Source organism: Serratia sp. 2880STDY5682894 (assembly GCF_001537385.1).
In the GTDB taxonomy this organism is placed as follows: domain Bacteria; phylum Pseudomonadota; class Gammaproteobacteria; order Enterobacterales; family Enterobacteriaceae; genus Serratia; species Serratia nevei.
In genome coordinates, this window is the sequence record NZ_FCJA01000005.1 from 299,933 (window position 1) to 319,182 (window position 19,250).

10 protein-coding genes and 3 tRNA genes are annotated in these 19,250 nt (G+C 61.7%); 7 read left to right on the plus strand and 6 right to left on the minus strand.

Annotated features, from left to right (window positions below; genetic code table 11):
- Positions 1-21 precede the first annotated feature (21 nt).
- The 4 genes from recC to recD all read left to right on the plus strand — a co-directional run bounded on the left by recC (position 22) and on the right by recD (position 11,909).
- Entirely contained in the window at positions 22-3,393 is a 3,372-nt protein-coding gene (gene recC / locus AWX27_RS14015; RefSeq protein ID WP_060423021.1) for an exodeoxyribonuclease V subunit gamma, read from the plus strand.
- Positions 3,394-3,625: 232 nt separating this feature from the next.
- On the plus strand, positions 3,626-6,514 hold the full coding sequence (ptrA, locus tag AWX27_RS14020) for a pitrilysin (protein WP_060423128.1): 2,889 nt from the start codon (positions 3,626-3,628) through the stop codon (positions 6,512-6,514).
- Positions 6,511-10,062, plus strand: a complete 3,552-nt coding sequence (recB, locus tag AWX27_RS14025; protein WP_060423024.1) for an exodeoxyribonuclease V subunit beta — start codon at positions 6,511-6,513, stop codon at positions 10,060-10,062. The genes ptrA and recB overlap by 4 nt, the downstream gene beginning before the upstream one ends.
- Positions 10,059-11,909 (plus strand): exodeoxyribonuclease V subunit alpha, encoded by a 1,851-nt coding sequence (recD, locus tag AWX27_RS14030; RefSeq protein WP_060423028.1) that lies wholly within the window; start codon positions 10,059-10,061, stop codon positions 11,907-11,909. The genes recB and recD overlap by 4 nt, the downstream gene beginning before the upstream one ends.
- A gap of 37 nt (positions 11,910-11,946) precedes the next feature.
- Here recD and argA read toward each other — a convergent pair whose 3' ends face one another.
- Complete coding sequence (argA, locus tag AWX27_RS14035) at positions 11,947-13,290, minus strand: amino-acid N-acetyltransferase (protein ID WP_195892969.1); 1,344 nt, start codon at positions 13,288-13,290, stop codon at positions 11,947-11,949.
- Between the two features lie 221 nt (positions 13,291-13,511).
- Here argA and amiC point away from each other — a divergent pair, with 221 nt between their 5' ends.
- Positions 13,512-14,765, plus strand: a complete 1,254-nt coding sequence (amiC, locus tag AWX27_RS14040; protein WP_047729977.1) for an N-acetylmuramoyl-L-alanine amidase AmiC — start codon at positions 13,512-13,514, stop codon at positions 14,763-14,765.
- Between the two features lie 90 nt (positions 14,766-14,855).
- Here the strand turns inward: amiC and AWX27_RS14045 are convergent.
- The 3 genes from AWX27_RS14045 to AWX27_RS14055 all read right to left on the minus strand — a co-directional run bounded on the left by AWX27_RS14045 (position 14,856) and on the right by AWX27_RS14055 (position 15,209).
- Positions 14,856-14,932, minus strand: a tRNA-Met gene (locus AWX27_RS14045).
- A 66-nt stretch (positions 14,933-14,998) separates the two neighbouring features.
- A tRNA-Met gene (locus AWX27_RS14050) sits at positions 14,999-15,075 on the minus strand.
- Between the two features lie 57 nt (positions 15,076-15,132).
- Positions 15,133-15,209: transfer RNA gene (locus AWX27_RS14055), tRNA-Met, on the minus strand.
- A 216-nt stretch (positions 15,210-15,425) separates the two neighbouring features.
- On the opposite strand from AWX27_RS14055, the gene mltA reads away from it, so the two are divergent.
- Together mltA and tcdA are read left to right on the plus strand one after the other, a co-directional pair.
- Positions 15,426-16,562: a murein transglycosylase A gene (gene mltA, locus AWX27_RS14060; protein WP_060423038.1), complete on the plus strand. Its 1,137-nt coding sequence runs from the start codon at positions 15,426-15,428 to the stop codon at positions 16,560-16,562.
- A gap of 84 nt (positions 16,563-16,646) precedes the next feature.
- Positions 16,647-17,453 carry a tRNA cyclic N6-threonylcarbamoyladenosine(37) synthase TcdA gene (gene tcdA / locus AWX27_RS14065; protein WP_004931886.1) on the plus strand — a complete coding sequence of 269 codons (807 nt, stop codon included), beginning with the start codon at positions 16,647-16,649 and terminating at the stop codon, positions 17,451-17,453.
- On the opposite strand, the gene csdE is transcribed toward tcdA, so the two are convergent.
- Both csdE and csdA read right to left on the minus strand, forming a co-directional pair.
- The gene (gene csdE / locus AWX27_RS14070; RefSeq protein WP_038878734.1) at positions 17,444-17,878 is read right to left on the minus strand and encodes a cysteine desulfurase sulfur acceptor subunit CsdE; all 435 of its coding nucleotides are present in this window, start codon (positions 17,876-17,878) and stop codon (positions 17,444-17,446) included. The two genes, tcdA and csdE, sit on opposite strands and share 10 nt — an antisense overlap.
- A 19-nt stretch (positions 17,879-17,897) precedes the next feature.
- Positions 17,898-19,103, minus strand: coding sequence for a cysteine desulfurase CsdA (gene csdA, locus AWX27_RS14075; protein WP_060423041.1), 1,206 nt, complete (start codon positions 19,101-19,103; stop codon positions 17,898-17,900).
- Positions 19,104-19,250 lie beyond the last annotated feature (147 nt).

Here is a 19,250-nt window from a genome sequence, read left to right on the forward strand (position 1 = left end):
TTTTGTTTTAAAGGAGCCTTGATGTTCACGGTTTATCATTCCAATCAGCTGGATTTGTTGAAAACGCTGACCAGCGCGCTGATAGCCAGAGATCCGTTGGCCGATCCTTTTCAACCGGAAGTGGTGCTGGTGCAGAGCCCTGGCATGGCGCAATGGCTGCAGATGCAGCTGGCGGAACAGTTCGGCATCGCCGCCAATATTGCGTTTCCGCTGCCGGCGACCTTTATTTGGGACATGTTCACCCGGGTGTTGCCGGATATCCCGAAAGAGAGCGCCTTCAGCAAGGACGCCATGACCTGGAAGCTGATGTGGTTGTTGCCGGAGATGCTGACCCAGCCGGCGTTTGCGCCACTGCAGCACTATCTGACCGATGACGGCGACAAGCGCAAGATCCACCAGTTGGCCGGCCGGGTCGCCGACCTGTTCGACCAGTATTTGGTTTATCGCCCGCAGTGGCTGGAGAGCTGGCAGCGCGGTGAGCATATCGACGGTCTGGCGGAAGCTCAGCAATGGCAGGCGCCGCTCTGGGCGCGATTGGTGGAGTACACGCAAGAGCTGGGGCAGCCGGAATGGCACCGTGCCAATCTGTACAGCCGCTTTATCCACGCGCTGGAGCAGGCAAAAACGTGCCCGCCCGGTTTGCCGCCGCGGGTGTTTATCTGCGGCATCTCGGCGTTGCCGCCGGTCTATTTGGAGGCGCTGCAGGCGCTGGGGCGGCATATCGATATCCACCTGATGTTCACCAACCCCTGTCGCTATTACTGGGGCGACATTCAGGATTACGCTTTCCTGGCTCGCTTGCAGAGCCGCAAGCGCCGTCACTACCACCAGGCTCGTGAGCAGGGGCTGTTCCGCGAGCCGGATGACGCGGCGCGCCTGTTTGACGCCGAAGGCCAGCAGCAGCTCAGCAACCCGCTGTTGGCCTCCTGGGGCAAGCTGGGGCGCGATCACCTCTATCTGCTGTCGCAGATGGAAGGGGCGCAAGAGGTCGACGCCTTTGTCGATATCCCGGCCGATACCATGCTGCACGCCGTTCAGCGCGATATGCTGGAGCTGGAAGACCATGCGGTAATCGGTATTACCGCGGAAACGCTGGAAAGCAGCTTCAGCAAACGTCCGCTTGATGAGAACGACCGCTCCCTCAGCCTGCATGCCTGCCACAGCCCGCAGCGGGAAGTAGAGGTTTTGCACGATCAGTTGCTGAGCATGCTGGCGCAGGATCCGTCGTTGACGCCGCGCGATATCATCGTGATGGTGGCGGATATCGACAGCTACACGCCTTACATTCAGGCGGTGTTCGGCAATGCCCCCGCCGAGCGCTACCTGCCGTTCGCCATTTCCGACCGTAAAGCGCGCCAGGCGCATCCGGCGCTGCAGGCGTTCATTTCACTGCTCGATCTGCCGCAAAGCCGCTTTACCTCAGAACAGGTACTGGCGCTGCTGGAGGTGCCGGCCCTGGCCGCCCGTTTCGCCATTGGCGAAGAGGGGCTGCGCCTGTTGCGTCATTGGGTCGGTGAATCCGGCGTGCGCTGGGGCCTGGACGACGATAACGTGCGCGAACTGGATCTGCCCGCCACCGGCCAGCATACCTGGCGTTTCGGCATTACGCGCATGCTGCTCGGCTACGCGATGGACAGCAATGCCGGCGATTGGCAGGGCATTTTACCTTATGACGAATCGAGCGGATTGGTCGCCGAGTTGGCGGGGCAGTTGGCGGATCTGCTGGCGCAGCTCAGCCACTGGCGGCAAATCTTGAGCGAAGCGCGCCCGCTCGAAGCGTGGCTGCCGCTGTGCCGGCAACTGCTGGATGCCTTCTTCGCTGCGGACAGCGACACCGAAGTTGTGCTGGCGCTGATCGAACAGCAGTGGCAGCAGGCCATCAATTTTGGCCTGGCGGCGCGCTATCCCGACGAGGTGCCGTTGACCATTCTGCGCGACGATCTGGCGGCGCGCCTCGATCAGGAGCGCATCAGCCAGCGCTTCCTCGCCGGGCAAATCAACTTCTGTACGCTGATGCCGATGCGTTCCATTCCGTTCAAGGTGGTGTGCCTGCTAGGCATGAACGACGGCGTGTATCCGCGCACGCTGCCGCCGCTGGGGTTCGATCTGATGGCGCAGCAGGTCAAACGCGGCGACCGTAGCCGTCGCGATGACGACCGCTATCTGTTCCTGGAAGCGATTTTGTCCGCTCAGCAGCGGCTGTATATCAGTTTCATCGGCCGTTCCATTCAGGACAACAGCCCGCGCTACCCTTCGGTGCTGGTCACCGAGCTGCTGGAGTACCTGGAGCAAAGCTATTATCTGCCGGGAGATGAGGAACTTAGCGCAGACGACAGCGCCCGGCGGGTTGGTGAGCACTTGCTGAAGTGGCACGCGCGCATGCCGTTCGCCGCCGAGAATTTCTTGCCGGGCTCGGAGGCGCAAAGCTATGCCGCCGAGTGGCTGCCCGCCGCCGATGGGCGTGGTGCGGCGCATCCGGCGTTCAACCAGCCGCTGCCTGCCGAAGCGCTGCAGCAAATATCGTTGGATGAGCTGCTGCGATTTTACCGCCATCCGATTCGCGCGTTTTTCCAACTGCGGCTGGGCGTCAGTTTTATCCTGGAAGAGACCGAGCTGCCCGACGAAGAACCCTTCACGCTGGATAACCTCAGCCGTTACCAGTTCAACAGCCAGCTGCTGAATACGCTGGTAGACGGCGACGATCCCGAACGGTTGTTCCAGCGGGTGCGCGCCGCCGGCGGCTTGCCCTATGGCGCCTTCGGCGAAATCTATTGGCAAAAGCAGCAGGAGGAGATGAGCGAACTGGCCGAGCAGGTGCGTGCGGAACGCGCAGAGAGCCATAGCCTGGAGCTGGATATCGATATCGCCGGCGTACGTCTCAGCGGCTGGCTGCATCAGGTGCAGGATGACGGCCTGCTGCGCTGGCGGCCCGCTACGCTGTCGGCGGTGGACGGCATATTGCTGTGGCTGGAGCACCTGGTGTACTGCTGCGCCGGCGGCACCGGTGAAAGCCGCATGTATGGCCGCAAGAATTCCGCCTGGCGCTTTGCCGCGCTGGCGCCAGAAGAGGCACAGGCGCAGCTGGCGGAACTGCTGGCGGGCTATCAGCGCGGTCTGAGTCAGCCGCTGCTGTTGCTGAACAAGAGCGGCTGGGCGTGGCTAAGCCAGTGCTATCTGCCGGAAACGCAGGAAATCGACTGGGAGGAAGAAGCGCAAATTAAGGCACGCGCCAAACTGCTGCAGACCTGGCAGGGCGATCAGCGCATTCCCGGAGAAGGGGAAGATCCCTACGTGCAGCGAGTGTTCCGCCAATTGGATAATGAATACTTGGCGCAAATACTGGCCGAAACAGAGCGTTATCTGTTGCCGGTGGCGCGGCATAACCTGGGGTAACAATCCCCCGGTGGTGCTGTGCGGCGGGAGGTGGTAAAAATAACGAAGGTTATATTCAACCATTGGGGTAATTCCCGGTCTTACATAACGTACAGGCATATACCCGCCGTGCTTCGGGCCGCCACATTGGCGAAGAACCCGGCGAGTACAGATTTGGTTATGTGGTTTTGATGCACGTCGCCAACGTCAGGGAGTGGGCGTAGCGACGTCAGAATAGGGGTTTATTTTGGATATGCGCAGACAGTTGGCCCGTATCGCCGGGCTGGTATTATTGGCTATATGTTGGGCACCGTTGAGTTGGGCCGCGCAAGGATGGCAACCGCTGGCGGAGAAGATCAACAAGAGCGAACACGATCCACGTCAGTATGAAGCGATCAAGTTGGCTAACGGCATGACGGTGTTGCTGGTGTCCGATGCCCAGGCTCCGAAATCGCTGGCGGCGCTGGCATTGCCGGTCGGGTCACTCGAAGATCCGAACAGCCAACTGGGCTTGGCGCACTATCTGGAGCATATGGTACTGATGGGCTCCAAACGTTACCCAGAGCCGGAGAACCTGTCCGAATTCCTGAAAAAGCACGGCGGCAGCCACAACGCCAGCACGGCCTCTTATCGCACTGCCTTCTATCTGGAAGTGGAAAATGACGCGCTGGAGCCGGCGGTCGATCGCATGGCCGACGCCATTGCCGAGCCGCTGCTGGATCCGGGCAATGCCGATCGCGAGCGCAACGCGGTGAACGCCGAACTGACGATGGCGCGTTCGCGCGACGGCATGCGTATGGCGCAGGTCGGCGCGGAAACCCTTAACCCGGCGCATCCGAGCGCGCGCTTCTCCGGCGGTAATCTCGATACGCTGAAAGACAAGCCGGACAGCAAGTTGCACGATGAGCTGACCGGCTTCTATAAACGCTACTACTCCGCCAACCTGATGATGGGCGTTTTGTACGGCAATCAGCCGCTGCCGCAGCTGGCTGATATTGCAGCGAAAACCTTTGGCCGCGTGCCGAATCACGACGCCAGCGTGCCGCCGATCACCGTGCCGGCCGTGACGCAGGAACAGCAGGGCATCATCATTCACTATGTGCCGGCGCAGCCGCGCAAGCAGCTGAAGGTCGAGTTCCGCATCGATAACAACAGCGCCGCGTTTCGCAGTAAAACCGATACCTACATCAGCTACCTGATCGGCAACCGCAGCAAGAACACCCTGTCTGACTGGTTGCAGAAGCAGGGGCTGGCGGACGCCATCAATGCTGGCGCCGACCCGATGGTCGATCGCAACGGCGGCGTCTTCGCCATCAGTGTCTCCCTGACCGACAAAGGCCTGGCCCAGCGCGACGAAGTCGTCGCCGCCATTTTCAACTACCTGAAAATGCTGCGCAGCGAAGGTATCAAGCAAAGCTATTTCGATGAAATCTCGCATGTTCTGAACCTGGATTTCCGTTATCCGTCGATCACGCGTGACATGGACTACATCGAATGGCTGGTGGACACGATGCTGCGCGTGCCGGTTGAGCATGCGCTGGACGCGCCTTACCTGGCCGATCGTTATGATCCTAAGGCGATCGCCGAACGTCTGGATGCCATGACGCCGCAAAACGCGCGCATCTGGTTCGTCAGCCCGGATGAGCCGCACAACAAGACGGCCTATTTCGTCAACGCGCCTTACCAGGTCGACAAAATCACGCCGCAGCGCTTTACGCAGTGGCAGCAGCTGGGCAGCGGCATTTCCCTGTCGTTGCCGGCGCTCAATCCGTACATCCCAGATGACTTTACCCTGACCAAGCCGTCGCACGAGTTCAAAAAGCCGGAAATGGTGGTGGATAAACCTGGCCTGCGCGTGCTGTACATGCCGAGCCGTTACTTCGCCGACGAGCCGAAGGCCGACGTCACCGTCGCTTTCCGCAACGCCAAGACCATGGATTCCGCGCGTAACCAGGTGCTGTTCTCGCTGACGGATTATCTGGCCGGCCTCGCGCTGGATCAGCTGAGCTATCAGGCATCGGTCGGCGGGCTGAGCTTCTCGACCTCGCCGAACAACGGCCTGATGTTTAACGCCAACGGTTTTACCCAGCGTTTGCCGCAGTTGCTGACGGCGCTGATCGAGGGCTATTCCAGCTTCACGCCGACGGAAGATCAGCTGGCGCAGGCCAAATCCTGGTATCTGGAACAGTTGGACGCCGCCGAGAAGGGCAAGGCGTTTGAGCTGGCCATTCAGCCGGTGCAGATGGTTTCCCGCGTGCCGTATTCCGAACGCAGCGAGCGCCGCGAAGTGCTGAAGACGCTGACGCTGAAAGACGTGCTGGCCTATCGCGATAGCCTGCTGGCCGAGGCCACGCCAGAGCTATTGGTGGTGGGCAACATGAGCAAGCAGCAGGTCGACACGCTGGCGTCGACGCTGAAACATCGCCTGGGCTGTACCGGCATCGAATGGTGGCACGGCGAAGACGTGGTGGTGGACAAGAATCAGCTGGCCAACCTGCAACAGGTGGGCAGCAGCACTGACTCGGCGCTGGCGGCGGTCTATGTGCCGACCGGCTACGACGAAGTGACCGGCATGGCCTACAGCTCGCTGCTGGGGCAGATTATTCAGCCGTGGTTCTATAGCCAACTGCGCACTCAGGAGCAATTGGGGTATGCGGTCTTTGCCTTCCCGATGTCGGTGGGGCGCCAGTGGGGCGTGGGCTTCCTGTTGCAGAGCAACAGCAAGCAGCCGGCCTACCTGTACCAGCGTTATCAGGATTTCTACCCGAAAACCGAGAAGCGCTTGCGCGACATGAGCGAGGCGGACTTTGAGCAGTACAAACAGGCGCTCATCAATGAGCTGAAGCAGCGGCCGCAAACCCTGAGCGAAGAGGCCAGCCGGTTCGCCAACGATTTCGATCGCGGCAATTTCGCCTTCGATACCCGTCAGAAGCTGATCGCGCAGGTGCAGCAGCTGACGCCGGCCAAGCTGGCGGATTATTTCCACCAGGCGGTGATCCAGCCACAGGGGCTGGCGGTGCTGTCACAGGTGAGCGGCAGCGGGCAAGACAAGGCGGATTACGCGGCGCCTAAGGACTGGGTCACCTATCCGAACGCGTCTGCATTGCAGCAGATCCTGCCGCGCAAAGTGGCGACGCCATGACGGAAACGGCCCCGCAGAGGCTGGAGCCGCTGACGCTGCCGCTGTTCGGCGAACGCCTGATCGAAGCGTCGGCGGGCACCGGCAAAACCTTTACCATCGGCGCGCTGTACCTGCGTTTGCTGCTGGGATTGGGCGGTGAAGCGGCGTTTCCTCGTCCGCTGACGGTAGAAGAAATCCTGGTGGTGACCTTTACCGAGGCCGCCACCGAGGAGCTGCGCGGGCGTATCCGCGACAATATTCACGGATTACGCATCGCCTGCGTACGGGGTGTCAGCGCCAACCCGCTGTTTTCGGCGCTGATGGCTGAAATTGACGATTTGACCGACGCCGCCTCGCAGCTGCTGGCGGCGGAGCGGCAGATGGACGAAGCGGCGATCTACACCATTCACGGCTTTTGCCAACGAATGCTGACGCACAACGCCTTCGAGTCTGGCATGCTGTTTGAACAAACGCTGGTGCAGGACGAACTGCCGCTGCGGCGGCAGGCCTGTGCCGACTTCTGGCGTCGCCACTGCTATCCGTTGCCGCTGGGCGTGGCGCGTGCGGTCAGCCAAGAGTGGAGCGGCCCGGAAGCGTTGCTGGCCGATCTTTCCGGCTATCTGCACGGTGAGGCGCCGGCGCTGCGTCGCCCGCCGAAGGACGAAGAAACCGTCCTGATGCGCCACGAGCAGATCGTCGCGCGTATCGACGCCATCAAGGCGCAATGGCGGGCGGCGGCGGGCGATCTGGAGGCGTTGATCGCCCAGTCCGGCGTCGATAAGCGCAGTTACAGCAGCAAGCACCTGCCGAACTGGCTGAACAAGGTCGGCGAATGGAGCGGGCAGGAGACTCAGGACTATCAGCTGCCGAAGGAACTGGATAAATTTCGCCAGTCGGTGCTGCTGGAGAAGACCAAGAAAGGCGAGCCGCCGCGGCATGTGCTGTTCACGGCGATCGACGAGCTGTTCGATGAGCCGTTGACGCTGCGCGACCTGATCATGGCGCGTGCGCTCAGCGAGATCCGCACTTCCATTCAGCAGGAAAAGCGCCAGCGCGCCGAGCTGGGGTTTGACGACCTGCTCAGCCGGCTGGACGGCGCCCTGCAAAGCGGCGGTGGTGAACAGCTGGCGCAGGCGATCCGTCAGCGCTACCCGGTGGCGATGATCGATGAATTCCAGGATACCGATCCGCAGCAATACCGTATTTTCCAAAAGCTTTACGTCGGCCGGCCCGATCGCGGCCTGCTGCTGATTGGCGATCCCAAGCAGGCGATTTACGCCTTTCGCGGCGCCGACATTTTTACCTACATGCGGGCGCGTTCAGAGGTGAGCGCCCACTATACGCTGGAGACCAACTGGCGCTCGTCGCCGTCGATGGTCGCCAGCGTCAATCACCTGTTTTCTCAGGTAGAAAAGCCTTTCCTGTTCGGCCAAATCCCCTTTATCGAGGTCAGCGCGGCGGAAAAGAACCAAGGGTTGGCGTTTGACCTGCACGGCAAGCCGCAACCGGCGATGCAGTTCTGGCTGCAGCAGGGGGAAGGCGCCGGTGTAAGTGATTACCAACAGTTGATGGCGCGCCTGTGCGCCACGCAAATTCGCGACTGGCTCAGCGCCGGGCAGCAGGGCCAGGCATGGTTGCAGGGCGGCAAGGAGCCTCGTTCGGTACAAGCCTCCGATATCACAGTGCTGGTGCGCAGCCGGAATGAGGCGGCGTTGGTGCGCGATGCGCTGAGCGCGCTGTCCATTCCGTCGGTGTATCTGTCCAACCGCGACAGCGTGTTCGACACCCCGGAGGCCAAAGACCTGCTGTGGTTGTTGCAGGCGGTGTTGGCGCCGGAACAGGAGCGCACGCTGCGCAGCGCCATGGCTACCGGGCTGATGGGGCTGGACGCGCCGACGCTGGACGGCCTGAGCCGTGATGAGCGCGCCTGGGACGCGCTGGTTAACGAGTTCGACAACTACCGCACGCTCTGGCTGCGCCGCGGCGTGTTGCCGATGCTGAGCGAGGTGATGAAAGCGCGCCAGCTGGCGGAGAACCTGCTGGCCAGCGCCGGCGGCGAGCGTCGCTTGACCGACGTGCTGCACCTGGGGGAGCTGTTGCAAGAGGCGGCGGCGCAGCTCGACAGCGAGCATGCGCTGGTTCGCTGGTTGGCGCAGCAGATTGCCCAGCCTAATCGCAAGTCCGACAATCAACAGCTGCGGCTGGAGAGCGACCGGCATCTGGTGCAGGTGATCACCATCCACAAGTCCAAGGGGCTGGAATTCGATCTGGTGTGGCTGCCGTTCGTCGGCAATTTCCGCCAGCAGCAACAGGCGCTGTATCACGATCGCCACAGCTTCCAGGCATTGCTGGATCTCGACGCCAATGAAGAGAGCCAGGCCTGGGCGGAGGAGGAGCGGTTGGCGGAAGACCTGCGTCTGCTGTACGTGGCGCTGACCCGCTCGGTGTACCACTGCAGCATCGGCATTGCGCCGTTGTTCCAGGGCACGCGCAAGAAACAGGGCGAGACCGATCTGCACCGCAGCGCATTGGGCTATCTGGTGCAGGGCGGGCGGGCCGGCGACGCTGTGTATCTGCAGGAGCGGCTGCAGCAACTGGCGGGCGGCGGCATTGCGTTGTCGCTGGTGGAACCGCCGGACGAGGCGCCCTGGCAGCCCCAGGCGGCGCTGGCTGAAGCGCTGGCAGCGAAAAGTTTTACCCGGCGGATCCAGGATTTTTGGCGAGTGACCAGCTATACCGGTTTGCAACAGCACGGCGCGAGCCTGATGCAAGATCTGCTGCCGCGTCTGGATGTCGACGCCGCGGGCGAGCGCGGGGAAGAAAGTGAGCCAGCGCTCACACCGCATACCTTCCCGCGCGGCGCAACGCCCGGCACCTTCCTGCACAGCCTGTTCGAAACGCTGGACTTCACTCAGCCGCTGGACGAACAGTGGCTGCTGGCACAGCTGCAACAGCACGGGTTCGCCGAACATTGGCAGCCGATTTTGCTGGCGTGGATGCGGGTATTGCTCAATACGCCGCTCGCCGACAGCGGCGTGACGCTGGCGGCGCTGACGCCGCAGCACAAGCAGGCCGAGCTGCAGTTCTATTTGCCGATCAACCGGCTGTTGCAGGCGAAGGAGCTCGATGCCCTGGTGAAGCGTTACGATCCGCTTTCCGCCCGCTGTCCGGCGCTGGATTTTCATCAGGTACAGGGCATGCTGAAAGGCTTTATCGACCTGGTGTTCTGCTGGCAGGGCAAATACTACCTGCTGGACTACAAGTCCAACTGGCTGGGGGAAGACAGTAGCGCCTATACCCGGCCGGCGATGGAGCAGGCGATGGCGGAGCATCGTTACGATCTGCAATACCAGCTGTATACGCTGGCGCTGCATCGTTATCTGCGTCATCGGTTGCCGGATTACGATTATCGGCGCCATTTTGGCGGGGTGATTTATCTGTTCCTGCGCGGCGTGGATGCGGCGCACCCGGGCAACGGCATTTTCACCTGTCTCCCCGAGTTTGAGCTGATGGAGGGGATGGATCGCTTGTTCAGCGGCGAAGCTGCGGCGACGGAGGAAGGATTATGATCGCACTGCTGGAGCAGGCGGTGGCGCTTGGCGTGCTGCGCCCGCTGGACGTGCAGTTCGCCCACGTGGTGGCGAACGAAGACGAGCCCGATATTTTGCTGGCCGCCGCCTGCCTGAGCGCAGAGGCGGGGGCCGGTCACGTCTGTCTGATGCTGGAACAGCTGCAGGCGGACACGCTGTTTGAAGGGCGCCAGCCGGCGTTGGCGCTGGCGGTGTGGGAGGCGGCCGGGCGACCGGATAGCGCGCGTTGGCAGCAGCGTTTGGCGGCCAGCGCAGCGGTCGGGGACGGCAGTAGCGCTACGCCACTGGTGCTGCGCGGGCCGCGCCTGTATCTGCAGCGCATGTGGCAAAACGAAGGTGAAGTGGCGGCGTTTATCGGCGGTGAAGGCGAGTCGTTGGCGGTACCGGAGGCTGAGCTGCGCATTATTCTCGACCGCTTGTTCGGCGCGGCGAGTGACGAGCCCGATTGGCAGAAGATCGCCGCCGCAGTGGCCGCCACGCGGCGTATCGCGGTCATTTCCGGCGGGCCTGGCACCGGTAAAACCACCACCGTCGCCAAGCTGTTGGCGGCGCTGGTGCAGCTGGATGAAGGCGCACGCTTGCGCATTCAGCTGGCGGCACCGACCGGCAAGGCGGCGGCGCGCCTGACGGAGTCGCTTGGCAGCGCCAGCCGCCAGTTGGCGCTGACCCCGGCGCAGCAGGCGCTGTTCCCGACGGAGGCGGCGACGTTGCACCGTCTGTTGGGGGCGCAACCGAACAGTCAGCGCATGCGCTATCACCGTGGCAACCGGCTGCATTTAGATGTGCTGGTGGTGGATGAGGCCTCGATGGTCGATCTGCCGATGATGGCGCGCCTGATTGCCGCGCTGCCCGATCGGGCGCGGGTGATTTTCCTCGGCGACCGCGATCAGCTGGCCTCGGTGGAGGCCGGCGCGGTGCTGGGAGATATTTGCCGCTTTGCCGAGCAGGGATACAGCGACGCGCGTGCCGCAGAGCTGAGCCGCCTGACCGGCTGTTCGCTCGCAGGGCGGCAGGCCGATGCGGAAGCGGCGGTGCGCGACAGCCTGTGTCTGCTGCGCAAGAGCTACCGTTTCGATGCCCGTTCCGGCATCGGTCAGCTGGCGTTGGCGGTCAACGCCGGTGCGGGGGATCGCGCGCTGGCGGCATTAAATGGCAGTTTCGGCGATGTCACGGGCTATGCGCTGGCGACGAGCGAAGAGTATCAGGCGCTGTTGGATGCCTGCGTGGCGGGCTATCGCGACTATTTGCGGCTGACCGCCGAAGGCGCGGACGCGGCGGCGGTGCTGGCGGCCTTTGGCCGTTTTCAGGTGCTGTGCGCGCTGCGTGAAGGGCCATTCGGCGTCGCCGGCTTGAATGATCGTATTGAGCTCGGGCTGCAGCGTGCCGGTCTGATCGACCGCAAACCGGGCATGCTCGGCCGCTGGTACCGGGGGCGGCCGGTGATGATCGGCCGCAACGACAGCGCGCTGGGGCTGTTCAATGGGGATATCGGCATTACGCTGCCGGATGAGCACGGCGATTTGCGCGTGCATTTCCAACTGCCGGACGGCAGCATCAAGTCGGTGCAGCCGAGCCGTTTGCCGGCGCATGAAACCGCCTATGCCATGACGGTGCACAAATCTCAGGGATCGGAGTTTGACCATACGGTCCTGGTGTTGCCGAATCACTTTCTGCCGGTGCTGACGCGTGAGCTGGTCTATACCGCGATCACTCGCGCGCGTAAGCAGCTCTCGCTGTATGCCACGGAGGCGGTGTTGCTGCGGGCCATTCGCATGCCGACTCAGCGTCGCAGCGGATTGGCTGAACGGCTGCAGGCGACGGAATAAGCGTTGAAGGGGCGCGGCAACGGCCGCGCCGTGGGGATTACAGATCGGCCAGCAGGATTTTGGAACGGCGCTGATAGTTATACAGCGCCTGCTTTTGCATCGGCAGCACGTCGACTTCCGCCGGGGTGAATCCGCGTTCCTGGAACCAGTGGATGCTGCGGGTGGTCAGCACGAACAGCTTCTTCAGCCCCATCTGACGCGCCTGGTTTTCCACCCGCTGCAGCAGCATCTCGCCGCGCGAAGAACTGCGGTAATCGGGATGTACCGCGACACAGGCCATCTCACCGATTTTTTCCTCTAAGAACGGGTACAGCGCCGCGCAGGCGATGGTCAGGTTGTCGCGTTCGATAATGGTGAACTTGTCGATCTCCATCTCCAGCTGTTCACGCGAACGGCGCACCAGAATACCCTGCTGTTCGAGCGGCCGGATCAGTTCCAGGATGCCGCCGATGTCGTTGATCGTCGCCCGGCGCACCTGTTCGGCGCTCTCCATCACGATTTGGGTGCCGATGCCGTCGCGCGAGAACAGCTCTTGCACCAGCGCGCCGTCTTCCTGGTAGCTGATCAGGTGGCTGCGGCGCACGCCGCTGCGGCAGCCTTTTACCGCGCCGCGCAGGAAGCGCACGGTGCCGGAATGGTAGTCGCCGCCTTCCTCGAGCTCTTCAAGGCGCTTTTGCGCGTCGTTGGGGAACAGCTCGGAAAGGATGTTACCCTCCGCGTCGGTCACACCTTGCGAGGAGCAGAAACCGATCATTTTTTCCGCTTTCAGCTTGATCGCCAACTGGGTAGCCACTTCTTCCGAAGTCAGGTTGAAGCTCTCGCCGGTGACCGAAACCGCGACCGGGCCGATCAGCACGATGGCGTTGCTGTCGAGCTGGCGGTGGATTGCGTCTTCATCGATGCGGCGAATGCGGCCGCTGTGACAGTAGTCGATGCCGTCATCGACGCCCAGCGGCTGCGCGATGATGAAGTTGCCGCTGACCACGTTGATATGCGCACCTTGCAGCGGCGTGTTGTTGAGGCTCATCGACAGCCGGGCAGTGATATCGAGCTGCAACAAACCGGCGGCCTGCTTAACCAGCTCGAGCGTATGGGCGTCGGTCACGCGGGTGTGTTTGTGGTAGAGCGGCTCATAGTTGTGCTGCGCCAGATTGGCGTCGATCTGCGGCCGTGCGCCGTAAACCACCACCAGGCGAATGCCCAGACTATGCAGCAGCCCGATATCATTGACGATATTGGAGAAATTCTCGTGTTCGATGGCTTCCCCGCCGAGCATGATGACAAACGTCTTGCCGCGGTGGGCATTGATATAGGGGACTGAGTGACGGAATCCTTGCACCAGCTCTGTACTACGTTCCTTCACGACAAACCTCTTTTGCATATTTATACGGTATTTTTGTATTTTTATTCTTTTATTGCGCCGATGGCAAGCGAGAAATCGTCACGAAGAGTGCGCTAAGGGTGCTAAATCGTTAATAAATTGAAAAACCATAAAAAGATTTTCTGATGACAGGGCTGGAATGATTGGTTAAAGTTTTCGGCATCCCCATTTTATTGGTGTTTTTTTCATCTGTTGTAAACAGCTATTACTGCCGGAGCCGCATGCCAAACTCTAATCACAATCTGGGCCGCCGTCGTTTATTACAGGGCGTTGCCGCCAGCTGGTTGCTGAGTGTGAGTCGTACGGGCTTCGCCGCGTCATCGCACGTGATCGCCGTGCGCGTCTGGCCATCCTCCACCTATACCCGCGTCACGCTGGAATCCAACGTCGAGCTGAAATACAAGCAGTTTGCCCTGACCAATCCCGATCGCGTGGTGGTGGACATCGAAGGCGTTCACCTTAACAGCGTGCTGAAAGGCATCGCCGGGCAGGTACGTGCCGACGACCCTTATCTCAAGCAGGCGCGCGTCGGCCAGTTCGATCAGAATACCGTGCGGCTGGTGCTGGAGCTCAAGCAGAGCGTCAGCCCGCATATTTTCACGCTGGCGCCGGTGCCGGAGTATCGCAACCGTCTGGTCATGGATCTCTACCCGACCAAGGCCGGCAGCGGCGGCGAGGAGTATGATCCGCTACTGGCGTTACTGGAAGATTACAACAAGGGCGATCTGGAGCGCACGCTGCCGCCGGAAGCGCCGCAGGCCGGCAAGGCGGGGCGCGATCGGCCGATCGTCATCATGCTGGATCCTGGCCACGGCGGCGAAGATCCCGGCGCTATCGGCAAGTACAAGACGCGCGAGAAAGACATCGTATTGCAGATTGCCCGCAAGCTGAGCGCCATGATCAAGCGTGAGCCGAACATGAAGGTGTTCATGACGCGCAACGAAGACGTGTTTATCCCGCTCAAGGTGCGCGTCGCCAAGGCGCGCAAGCAGCGCGCGGATCTGTTCGTTTCGATTCACGCCGACGCCTTTACCAGCCGCGCGGCGCGCGGTTCATCGGTGTTCGCGTTGTCCACCAAGGGCGCCACCAGCTCGGCGGCCAAGTTCCTGGCGCAGACGCAGAACGCGTCGGACCAAATTGGCGGCGTCAGCAAGAGTGGCGACCGCTATCTCGACCACACCATGTTTGATCTGATCCAGACCGCGACCATCAACGACAGCCTGAAGTTCGGCAAGGAAGTGTTGAATCGGATGGGGAAAATCAACCGGTTGCACAAGAATCGTGTCGATCAAGCCGGTTTTGCGGTGTTGAAGGCGCCGGATATCCCGTCGATCCTGGTGGAAACGGCGTTTATCAGCAACATTGAAGAGGAGCGCAAGCTGCGCACCAGCCATTTCCAGCAGCAGGTGGCGGAGTCGATTCTGGCGGGCATCAAGGCTTATTTCGCCAACGGCGGCGCGCTGGCGAGCCGATAGAAGCAGGGCCGGGCGCGAGTCCGGCTATTTTTGCGGATTGCAGATACAAAAAAACACCCGTCAGGGTGCTTGTCTGTTGTCATCAAGAGTTGGTTGCGGAGGCCGGATTTGAACCGACGACCTTCGGGTTATGAGCCCGACGAGCTACCAGGCTGCTCCACCCCGCGTCCGTCTTGATGCTGTATTACTACGAAACCACCGTTTCATGTTATGCCGCTGGTACGACATTCGGTTGGTTGCGGGGGCCGGATTTGAACCGACGACCTTCGGGTTATGAGCCCGACGAGCTACCAGGCTGCTCCACCCCGCGTCCGTATAATACTTTGTTATCGAAGCCAAACGCAAATACCGCCAATGCGGCATCGGTTGGTTGCGGGGGCCGGATTTGAACCGACGACCTTCGGGTTATGAGCCCGACGAGCTACCAGGCTGCTCCACCCCGCGTCCGATGGATGCGCACTATACTCTCCGTGCGTTTTGTTGCAAACCCTTTTTGCATTTTATTGGCCTAAACCCGTTTTTCTGCTGGATTTGCCCGCAATTTGCCTTCTTTTTCATCACCATCCTCCGTGCGGCTTTTTTTATTTGCAGCGATTCCTTTATCAATGAGCGTTTGTTATCGTTCAGCCGGTAGATCATATCAGTTTGAGAGTGTGCGCGATGAAAGGACGTTGGGGCAAATACCTGCTGGGCGGGTTGATGGTGGCGGTGTTGGCGGGCTGTTCGTCCAAGCCGACCGATCGGGGTCAGCAATATAAAGACGGCCGTCTGGATCAATCGCTGGAGCTGGTCAATCAGCCCAACGCCAAAGGTTCGCCGGTCAACGCCAAGGACTACTCGGATCAGCTGATGGAGATCAAGTACGCATCGCCTTCGCTGTTTAACCGCAACAACAGCACCTATCAGGCGGTGCAAAGCTGGATGGCGTCCGGCGCCGACACGCGCATGCTGAGCCAGTACGGCCTCAGCGCTTACCAGATGGAAGGCGTCGACAATTACGGCAACGTGCAGTTTACCGGCTACTACACGCCGGTGGTGCAGGCGCGCTATACCCAACAGGGCGAGTTCCGCTATCCGCTGTACCGCATGCCGCCGAAGGGCAGAGGCCACTTGCCGGATCGCGCGGGCATCTATTCCGGCGCGCTTGACGATCGCTATATCATCGCTTACACCAACTCGCTGATGGACAACTTCATGATGGAAGTCCAGGGCAGTGGCTACGTCGACTACGGCAACGGCCAGCCGCTGGTGTTCTTCGGCTACGGCGGCAAGAACGGCCACGCCTATCGCAGCATCGGCAAGGTGCTGATCGATCGCGGCGAAGTGGCCAAGGCGGACATGTCGATGCAGGCGATCCGTCAGTGGGCGGATACCCACAGCGCCGCAGAGGTGCGTGAGCTGCTGGAGCAAAATCCGTCGTTCGTGTTCTTCCGCCCGGAAGCTTTTGCGCCGGTGAAGGGTGCCAGCGCGGTGCCGCTGATCGCTAAAGCCTCGGTGGCCTCCGACCGTTCGCTGATCCCGGCGGGCACCACGCTGCTGGCCGAAGTGCCGCTGCTGGACAACAAGGGTAAATTCACGGGAAAATACGAGATGCGCCTGATGGTCGCGCTCGACGTGGGCGGCGCCATCAAGGGCCAGCACTTTGACATGTATCAGGGCATCGGGCCGGAAGCCGGCCACTCGGCGGGGTACTACAACCACTATGGCCGCGTCTGGGTGCTGAAGAACAACGGCGGTGGCCAGCTGTTCAGCGCGAATCAGTCAAACGGCAGCGGTTCGTTGCTGGCCACCCGGTAAACGCATACGGCGTGAAAAGAGTGACCCGCAAGGGCCGGATTTTCCGGCCCTTATCATTTGCATTACGAAGGTAATTAAAGCGTTATGAGCACAGCTTATTCGGAAGCCTATCTGCAGCGTTTCGGCGGCACGGCGCGGTTGTACGGCCAGCAGGCGTTGGCGGTGTTCGCGCAGGCGCACGTCTGCGTGATCGGCATCGGCGGCGTGGGTTCCTGGGCGGCTGAGGCACTGGCGCGCACCGGCATCGGCGCCATCACCCTGATCGACATGGATGATGTCTGCGTCACCAATACCAACCGCCAGATCCACGCGTTGCGCCAACACGTCGGGCAATCGAAAACCGAGGTGATGGCGGAGCGTATCCTGGCGATTAACCCGGAATGCCGGGTGACCTGCATCGACGATTTCATCACCCCGGACAATGTCGCCGAGCTGCTGGACCATAACTTCAGCTACGTCATCGACGCGATCGACAGCGTGCGGCCGAAGGCGGCGTTGCTGTCATACTGCCGCCGCTTCAAGATCCCGGTGGTGACCACTGGCGGCGCCGGCGGGCAGATTGACCCGACCAAGATCGAAGTGGCCGATCTGGCGAAAACCATTCAGGATCCGCTGGCCGCCAAGCTGCGCGAGCGGCTGAAGCACGATTTCAACGTGGTGAAAAACGGCAAGGGCAAGCTGGGCATCGACTGCGTCTTCTCCAGCGAGCCGCTGGTTTACCCGCAGCCGGACGGTTCGGTGTGCGCTTCGCGCAGCACGGCGGAAGGGCCGAAAAGAATGGATTGCAGCGCGGGATTCGGCGCGGCGACCATGGTCACCGCGACCTTCGGCTTCGTCGCCGTGTCGCACGCGCTGAAAAAGATGGTGGCGAAGGCGGCGCGTCAGGCGTAACGGGCGGCGATGGCCTTTACGGCGGCGGCCAACGCCGCCAGGCCGCTGGCGCGGGTGGCGCTCAGTTGCGCGCGCAATGCCAGGCGGTCGAACAGCGCCAGCGGATCCAATGCGGCGATCTGCTGCGGCGTTTTCCCTTCCACTTCGGTCAGCAGCACCGCCAACAGGCCGCGCACGATGCGGCCTTCGCTGTCGCCATAGAAGTGCAGCGTGCCGTCTTCCAGCAACTGGTGCCCCAACCAGACGCGGTTTTCACACCCGCTCAACGCTATTTCTTCACTGCGCAAGGCCTCCGGCAGCGGCGGCAGCCGTTTCGCGAGCATAATCAGCTGGCGGTAGCGGTCTTCCCACTGTTTCAGCGTGCTGAAGGTGGCGATCAACGCTTCGGCGGTGACCTCTCGGCCAAAAGGATGGGGGGCGAGCATAGCGTCTCCGGGAATCAAGTCAGTCGGCCAGCAGATCGAGGGCGTGAGTCAACGCGCTGACCAGCGTATCGACGTCCTGTTGCGTATTGTAGGGGGCGAACGATGCGCGCAGCGTGCCGCTGACGCCTAACGCCGCCATCAGCGGCTGCGCGCAGTGTTGGCCGGCGCGCAGCGCAATGCCTTGCTCCGCCAACAGCGTGACGATGTCGCTGTGGTGTACGCCGGCGATATCGAACGCCAGCAGGCTGGAGCCGGAGCTGCGGAAGCTGCGAAAGCCCGGTAGCTGCGCCAACCGCTGTTCCGCCTGGTCCGCCAGCTCGCGGCTGTAGCGCTCCGCCGCCGCCATGTCCTGCTCGTTGAGCCAGGTGAGCGCCGCGGCCAACCCCAGCACGCCGGCGATGTTCGGCGTGCCGGCTTCGAAGCAGTGCGGCGGTTTTTGCGGGGTAAAACCGTCGAACGACGCCTGGGTCAGCATCTTGCCGCCGCCTTGCCACGGCGCCATCTGCGCCAGCAGCTCGGCTTTGCCGTACAGCGCGCCGATGCCGGTCGGGCCATACAGCTTGTGGCCGGAGAAGGCGTAGAAATCGATGTCGAGCCGCTGTACGTCGGCCGGGCCGTGAACCACGCCCTGAGCGCCGTCGATCATCACGCGTGCGCCGGCGGCATGCGCCTGTGCGATCGCCGGCGCCAGATCCGGGCAGCCGCCGGTGACGTTGGACATTTGCCCCAGCGCCAACAGGCGGGTGTTGTCGTTGAGCAGGGCGGGCAGCTGCGTCAAATCCGGCAACCGATCGGCGCCGATCGGCAGTTTCACCACCCGCGCGCCGGTTTGCTCTGCCACCATCAGCCAGGGGATCAGGTTGGCGTGGTGTTCCGCTTCACTTACCAGGATTTCATCGCCCGGCTGCAGGCGCGGACGCAGGTAGCTCTGCGCCACCAGGTTGATCGCCTCGGTGGTGCCGCGCGTCCAGACGATGTCGTCGGCCGACGGCGCATTGATCAGCTGCGCTACCTGGACGCGCGCTCGTTCGAAACGGGCGGTCAGATCCTGCGCTGCCCGATGCTGGCTGCGGTGCACGGTGGCGGCGTCATCGCGATAAAATTGCTGCGTGGCGTCGATCACCGCCTGCGGTTTCAACGCGGTGGCGGCGCTGTCCAGATAGATGCCGTCCTGCGCGAGCGCGGGAAACTGTTGGCGAAAAAGGCTAGGGTTAAAAGGCGTCATACCCTGATTGTCACTGGCTTGAGTCGATGGGTGATCCTGTCCTATTTTGCCGCCGGAGACAAGCGATCCTGCCTATTAGGACTTATCGCCTGGCAAAATTGGGAAAGTTTGTTATGCTATTAAATGTGCGCTAATTAATCGCATCTA